Genomic DNA, 5,415 nt, shown 5'->3' with positions numbered 1-5,415 from the left:
AAAAGACCTGCGGCCCGAAGGGTTGCGCCGAAAACGGCCTGGGGCTGCGTTGCTCCTCGGTCGCAGAGCACTGGGGCTATGCTCCCTCGTCGCGCCTTGCCCCAGGCCGTTTTGGGCGCAACATAACTCCAGCCATTTGTGAGACACATCACTAGCGTTTGTTCAGATTATGGCCACGTACATTTACGAAACGATTCCGCGAAAACCCAACGAGCGTCCAAAGCGATTTGAAGTGCAGCAGAAAATGAGCGATCCGCCGCTCAAGGTCGATCCCGAAACGGGCCTGCCCGTGCGCCGAGTCATTGTCGGCGGCAGCGGCCTGGTCACGCACGGCCCCAGTATTCTCTCGATGAAAGTGAAGCGGTCCAAGCGCTGACCGACCTTACCGAGCTGATTGTTGAAGCTGTTCGAGCAGCGCAGCGGCTTCCCGGTGGTCGCGCTGGATTTCCAGGGCTCGCGTGGCGGCGCGGCGGGCTTCGTCGATCCGGCCAAGGCGCGCGAGAATTGTTGCGCGCGCGTACGGAATGCGGGCTGAAGCGCCGTCGATCGATTCAGCGCGAGTCGAGGCTTGCAGGCCTTCCTCCAGACGTCCGGAAGCCGAGTAAGCGAGACCCAGATTGTACCAGGCCTGAGCCAGTTGCGGATCGAGCTTCACGGATTCTTCAAGCGCGCCGACTGCTTCGGCGAGCTTGCCCACCTCGTTGAACGCCAGTCCCAATTTGTATCGGTAGTGCGCGTCCTTCGGCGCGAGCTGGCACGCCGCCTCCAGTTCGCGCACCGCATCCGCGCTCCGGCCCAACGTGCTCAAGCAAACCGCCAGCGCATCGCGCAGCGGCGCCGAACGGCCATCCCAATTCACGGCGCGTTCAAACCAGCGCAAGGCTTCGCCCGGATTACCGCGGTCCATCCAGAACATTCCGAACTGGAATGCGCCGGATGGTTGATCGGAGTTCAGGTCCAGGGAGTAGAACAACTCCTGGCCGGCGACGGAGTTGGTTTCAAGCGTCCCGTGCAACGCCCACGCGGCTTCGACTCGCACAGCGCGAACGGAGTCGTTCAGCAGAAAACGCAAGCTGTTCAGCGCCCTGGCGTCACTCCCTTCGACGAGCGGCGCGAGCGCATGCGCGGCTTGCACGCGGACGAGCGGATCGGCATCGCCGACTCGCTCCAGCAGGGCCGTCTTGACTTCCGGAATGTCCGCCCAGCGTTCCAACAAACGCGTGGCGGCGGCGCGCCAGAGCGGGATTTTTTCCTCGCGTGCCAAGCCCATCAAATTCGGCACGGCGTTGGTGTCGCCGGCTCGCGCTTTGGCGACCGTTTGCGCTCGAAAGCGCGAGGGCCGGTTCATGCGTTCCCCATACCAATTCTCAACTGTTGCCAAAGCCCATGCGGTGTCGCGATCCGTGTGACACCGGTTGCAGGCATTCGGAATGCCGTGCTGCGCGGTCAGGAGGGGGTCGGGGATCGTGAAGCCGTGATCGCGGCGCGGGTGCCGTTGCATGTAAGTCGTCAAGGGCATGTGGCAGTCCACACAACGCCCGCCAGGAGTCTCGGGTTTGTGGTGGCTATGCGCGGCAGGATCGATCCGCGGCGCCGGCAGAACGGGCGGGGCGTGACAGCGCTGGCAAAGGGAATCATCGAGGGTTCGGAGTTTCGCCGAGTGCGGCTCGTGGCAATCCATGCATGTGACACCGGCCGCAAACATCTTGCTGCTGAGAAAGGAGGCGTATTCGTAATTCTCGTCGCGGACCTGGCCGTCCGCGTAGTAAAGGTCCGACTCATCCGGGATCATCAGAACAAAGTGGTCCAAGAAACGGTCGCCAACCGCGAAATCGCCGGTCAACTCGCCGCGGCGCGCGTGACACGATCCACACGTGGCCAGGGTCAACTCGCGGTCCGGCCGCCGGATAGTGGGATCGCTCTTGGCTGGTTGCGGGCGCCCCTTTTGCCATTGCGCGTGGTTCTTCAACGGGCCGTGGCACGCTTCGCAACCGACGCCGACTTCGACCATGGCTGTAAAGTAGGAGTCCGTGGTCGGGTTGTAATTCTTTCGCAAACGCGTGTTGTGGCAGCCGGCGCACATCTGGTTCCAGGTCATGCCGCGGCCGGTCCAGTGGCCCCATTCGCCCGGCTGGCGATCTTCTTCGCCAAACACGTCGAACCACTCGCGGCGGCCCGGATCGAAAGCCAGTTCCGTCACCTGAAAACGACCGCGCTCGCCAGCCACCAAGAACTGCCGGAGCGGTTCGACCCCGATGACGCGATCCAGTCGAAAGGACTCGCGGTTTTGTTTCAGCCCAGGGGTGTGAAGTTGGAAATGTCCGGCCGTGAAGCTGGCCTGCGAAGCTTGAGTGCCGTGCTTGATTTCGCGAGCCGGATCGAAAGCGGCTTTGTCGAGGGCCAAATCCATGGCCCGCTCCGCCAGCGCATGATGAGATCGTTGCCAGTTGTCAAAGGCCGCGGCGTGACAGTCGCGGCAGCTTTGTGACCCTGCGTATTGGGCAAAGGTCGCGGCGTCATTTTGCCTCGGAATTGGTTTTATCGCGCCTGGCGGACCATTCTCTGCGTCTGAAGCGGGCCGCGATGACTTGAACTTCCAGAAACCAATGCCGAGCGCTCCAACGATCAACACGGCCGTGATGACCACGACCCGCGTCTTGTTGTTGGTCGAAACTGGATAGGCTTTCTTTCGCGCGGACATACAAGGCATCTGATCGCCGATTGAAAGATTCGGCCGAGCGTAACAGTCACATGGCCCAGGCTCAAATCATCTCGGCTGTAAGGGTGCTTCTTCCCATGAACCGTCTCCTCGGACCGCGGCCTTTAGGCCGCTTCAACGCTCGACCCCGGAGAGTGCGCCGAAGCCTAAAGGCTGCGGTCCGCACGGTTTTCGGCTCAAGGGCCGTGTGCACGGCTTTTTGGCCGTGGGAACTTCCCATGAACCTGACGGTAGGGCAAGCCTGTCCCCGGCGAGCCGAGTCGGACGCGGTCCATGCAAGTCGAGCGGCTCGCCGGGACGGACTCGCCCTGGTTCATGGGGCGTGAGCATGGTGATCAGACCAAGGAAGCTTCCCAAGAACGTCCCCCTCGCCCCCTACGAGGGGGAGAGGGACGGGGTGAGGGGGCCATTCTGGGGTTCCACGTGCGAACGGCTTCGAGGAATTCTCTCCCCAAGGAGAGGGAATCCGGTCGGAGGCCTTGGACCTTCCGAAGAAACAGATTCTTCTGAACTGTGTCGCGCATAAAACCACCCGCGACGGCACGTTGATGCGATTCATCACGTGCAACAACACCAGCGAGGCACGGAATTGAGCGCGAACGCAACGGCGAATTTCAGCATCTCACGAGACGGCGCGGAGAAGTCCACCGGCACGAGGATGCGGTTGATGCTCGGCGCGAGACTCCGGGATTTGGTGCTGGACGATTTCGCTTCGGCGTGGGAGCGAACCGTGAGCACGGGACAGGCAGCGTGACGCACGACACGCTCGGTGGTGCTGCCCCTTGTGCTGAGTGGCAACGGGTTGGCAATCAAGCCTGCGAAATGTTTGGCGGCCCGGTCGCGAGCGGCAAGCCAGCCGTGGTTACTGGCAATCCACTTGGAGGGAGCTTCATTTGCAGAGCCATGCGCTCATCAGGGTGCGCGGAGTCCAATGGCGGACAAGCCGTGTTGAGCCTGCGTCCTCGCGCGACGCATCGCGCAAGGGATTGCGCCCGTCAACGAGCCGGGGGCTGGAGTGTTTCCCGAGCGAGCAACTGCGCCTGCCGCGCAAAATCCACCGCCTTGCCCAGTTCCAGCATTACTTCCTCGGGGTTGTGAAAGCCCATGCTGTTCTCCAACACGACCAAATTCTCCCAGCGCACATGCGCCAGTTGGTGCAAACGCACTGCTTCCTTCAGTTTGCCGGTGTCCACCGCCGTTCCGCGTTCCTGCGCCGCTTTGGCCGCGACGATGGCGTCAATCGCGTCGCTCAACGCTTGTTGCGTCTGCCGCTGGAGATCGAAAACATGTTGTTGCACCCGTTTGGCCTGGGTCAGGAGTTTGTCCGCGTCCACTTTGTGGCACTCGGCGCAAGGGTAAGCCCCAAATTGTTTGTCGCCCTTGAGGTGGCGATCAAGATACTTGAACGGGCTGGTCATCCAATGGGAGGTGAAGGTCTTGCCGCCCCAGGTGAGTTTGGGCATGTGGCAGGTGGCACAGGACGCACCGGCCCGCTCGTATTTGCTTTCCCAGAAGGTTTCCGCCGCCGGGTGCTGGCTCTTGATCAATGGCTCGCCGGTGAGCGCGTGTTTCCAGTCCTGTTGGTATTCAAAGGTCTTGGTGTAGTGATCCTGCAAGTCGCGCGCCTTGACCCACGGGAAGTGATCGCGGACGACCTTGTCAGTGCCCGGGCCGCAGGTGTATTCGACATGGCACTGGGCGCAGACAAGGGTCTGCTGGTGCTGGCGGTCAGCGGCCTCAAAACTCTTCGCGTTTTTCTCCGGCCAATACGGATTGACGCCCTTCTCGGCGATGGCGTCCTTCAACGCCTTGCGAATGAGGCGCAGTTTGGGCGCGTGCGGATTGAGACCCTGGGCCTGACTCACATCTCGAACCATCCAGGGAATCCCCGCGGCAAAGGAAAGCGCGGCGTGATAGAAGATGCCCAGCAACATCGCGGTGGCGCGCAGGGCGTCGAGGTCGTGGCGGCGAGAGCGGATCGATCCCGGGGTCTGGCTCATCACAGTTGATTTCACAAGCTCAATGGCTGCGGTCGAGGTTCATTCCAGCCTGCTGCAACGCTGGCTGCCACGATTCATCACGTGGTAAATCGCGCCCGGATACTCAATGCGGAGCTTGCGTGCCATGCGCCAAAGCCTGCCCAAACAGGGCAACGGTGTCAATATGTGGGACTGACCCCTTTACGCGTAATTCCGCTGCTCAGATTCGGCGGGTTTTTGTGCCAAATCTGTGTCTGGTTTCGGGAACCCATCGTTTGCCTTAGGAAAACTGGCTCCAGAGGTAGGGCTCGAACCTACAACCCGCCGGTTAACAGCCGGCTGCTCTACCATTGAGCTACTCTGGAACCCAAAAGGGAGGCGCAATCTAACCACGGGCCGCCAGTGCGTCAACAGTTTTGCCCGTCACCCTGATCCTCGCCTAAGTTCTCGGTTTTCATAGAAAAAGCGCCACCCGCGGGGATTTCTTGTTGACAGGGAGATATAGACGTTCTATATCTTATTCCGTGGCTGCTTGCTTGCCCTTGCTGCACAAGACGCCGTTCATCCTGGACGAGCGTCCCCTGCTCGAAGCCACCAGCGCGCACGCCGGCCTGCTCAGCGTTTCGCGCGCCTTCCGCTCGTTGGGCCTGCCCGACTTGATTAAGGCCAATCTCACCCTGCGTCAGCGTCAGCGCGGGTTCGAGGAAGCCCAGTGCA

At 61.4% G+C, this 5,415-nt stretch carries 5 protein-coding genes and 1 tRNA gene; 2 read left to right on the top strand and 4 right to left on the bottom strand.

Going from position 1 to position 5,415, the window contains the following annotated elements; all coding sequences use genetic code 11:
* The first annotated feature begins 169 nt into the window (after positions 1-169).
* A complete protein-coding gene (locus FJ398_25735) occupies positions 170-376 on the top strand; it encodes a zinc ribbon domain-containing protein (protein MBM3841292.1) in 207 nt (68 codons plus the stop codon).
* A gap of 6 nt (positions 377-382) precedes the next feature.
* Here the strand turns inward: FJ398_25735 and FJ398_25730 are convergent, their stop codons facing one another.
* The 4 genes from FJ398_25730 to FJ398_25715 all read right to left on the bottom strand — a co-directional run bounded on the left by FJ398_25730 (position 383) and on the right by FJ398_25715 (position 5,063).
* Positions 383-2,710 (bottom strand): tetratricopeptide repeat protein, encoded by a 2,328-nt coding sequence (locus FJ398_25730; protein MBM3841291.1) that lies wholly within the window; start codon positions 2,708-2,710, stop codon positions 383-385.
* 567 nt (positions 2,711-3,277) lie between these two features.
* Positions 3,278-3,592, bottom strand: coding sequence for a universal stress protein (locus FJ398_25725; protein ID MBM3841290.1), 315 nt, complete (start codon positions 3,590-3,592; stop codon positions 3,278-3,280).
* 122 nt (positions 3,593-3,714) lie between these two features.
* Positions 3,715-4,719, bottom strand: a complete 1,005-nt coding sequence (locus FJ398_25720) for an ammonia-forming cytochrome c nitrite reductase subunit c552 (protein ID MBM3841289.1) — start codon at positions 4,717-4,719, stop codon at positions 3,715-3,717.
* A 269-nt stretch (positions 4,720-4,988) separates the two neighbouring features.
* A tRNA-Asn gene (locus tag FJ398_25715) sits at positions 4,989-5,063 on the bottom strand.
* 159 nt (positions 5,064-5,222) lie between these two features.
* Between FJ398_25715 and FJ398_25710 the strand changes: the two genes are divergently transcribed.
* A partial coding sequence (locus tag FJ398_25710; GenBank protein ID MBM3841288.1) for a hypothetical protein occupies positions 5,223-5,415 on the top strand: 193 nt, incomplete at its 3' end.

The organism is Verrucomicrobiota bacterium, assembly GCA_016871535.1.
Lineage (GTDB): Bacteria > Verrucomicrobiota > Verrucomicrobiia > Limisphaerales > SIBE01 > VHCZ01.
The sequence above is the reverse complement of the archived record's forward strand: the minus strand, read 5'-3'. Positions and strand labels throughout refer to the sequence as shown.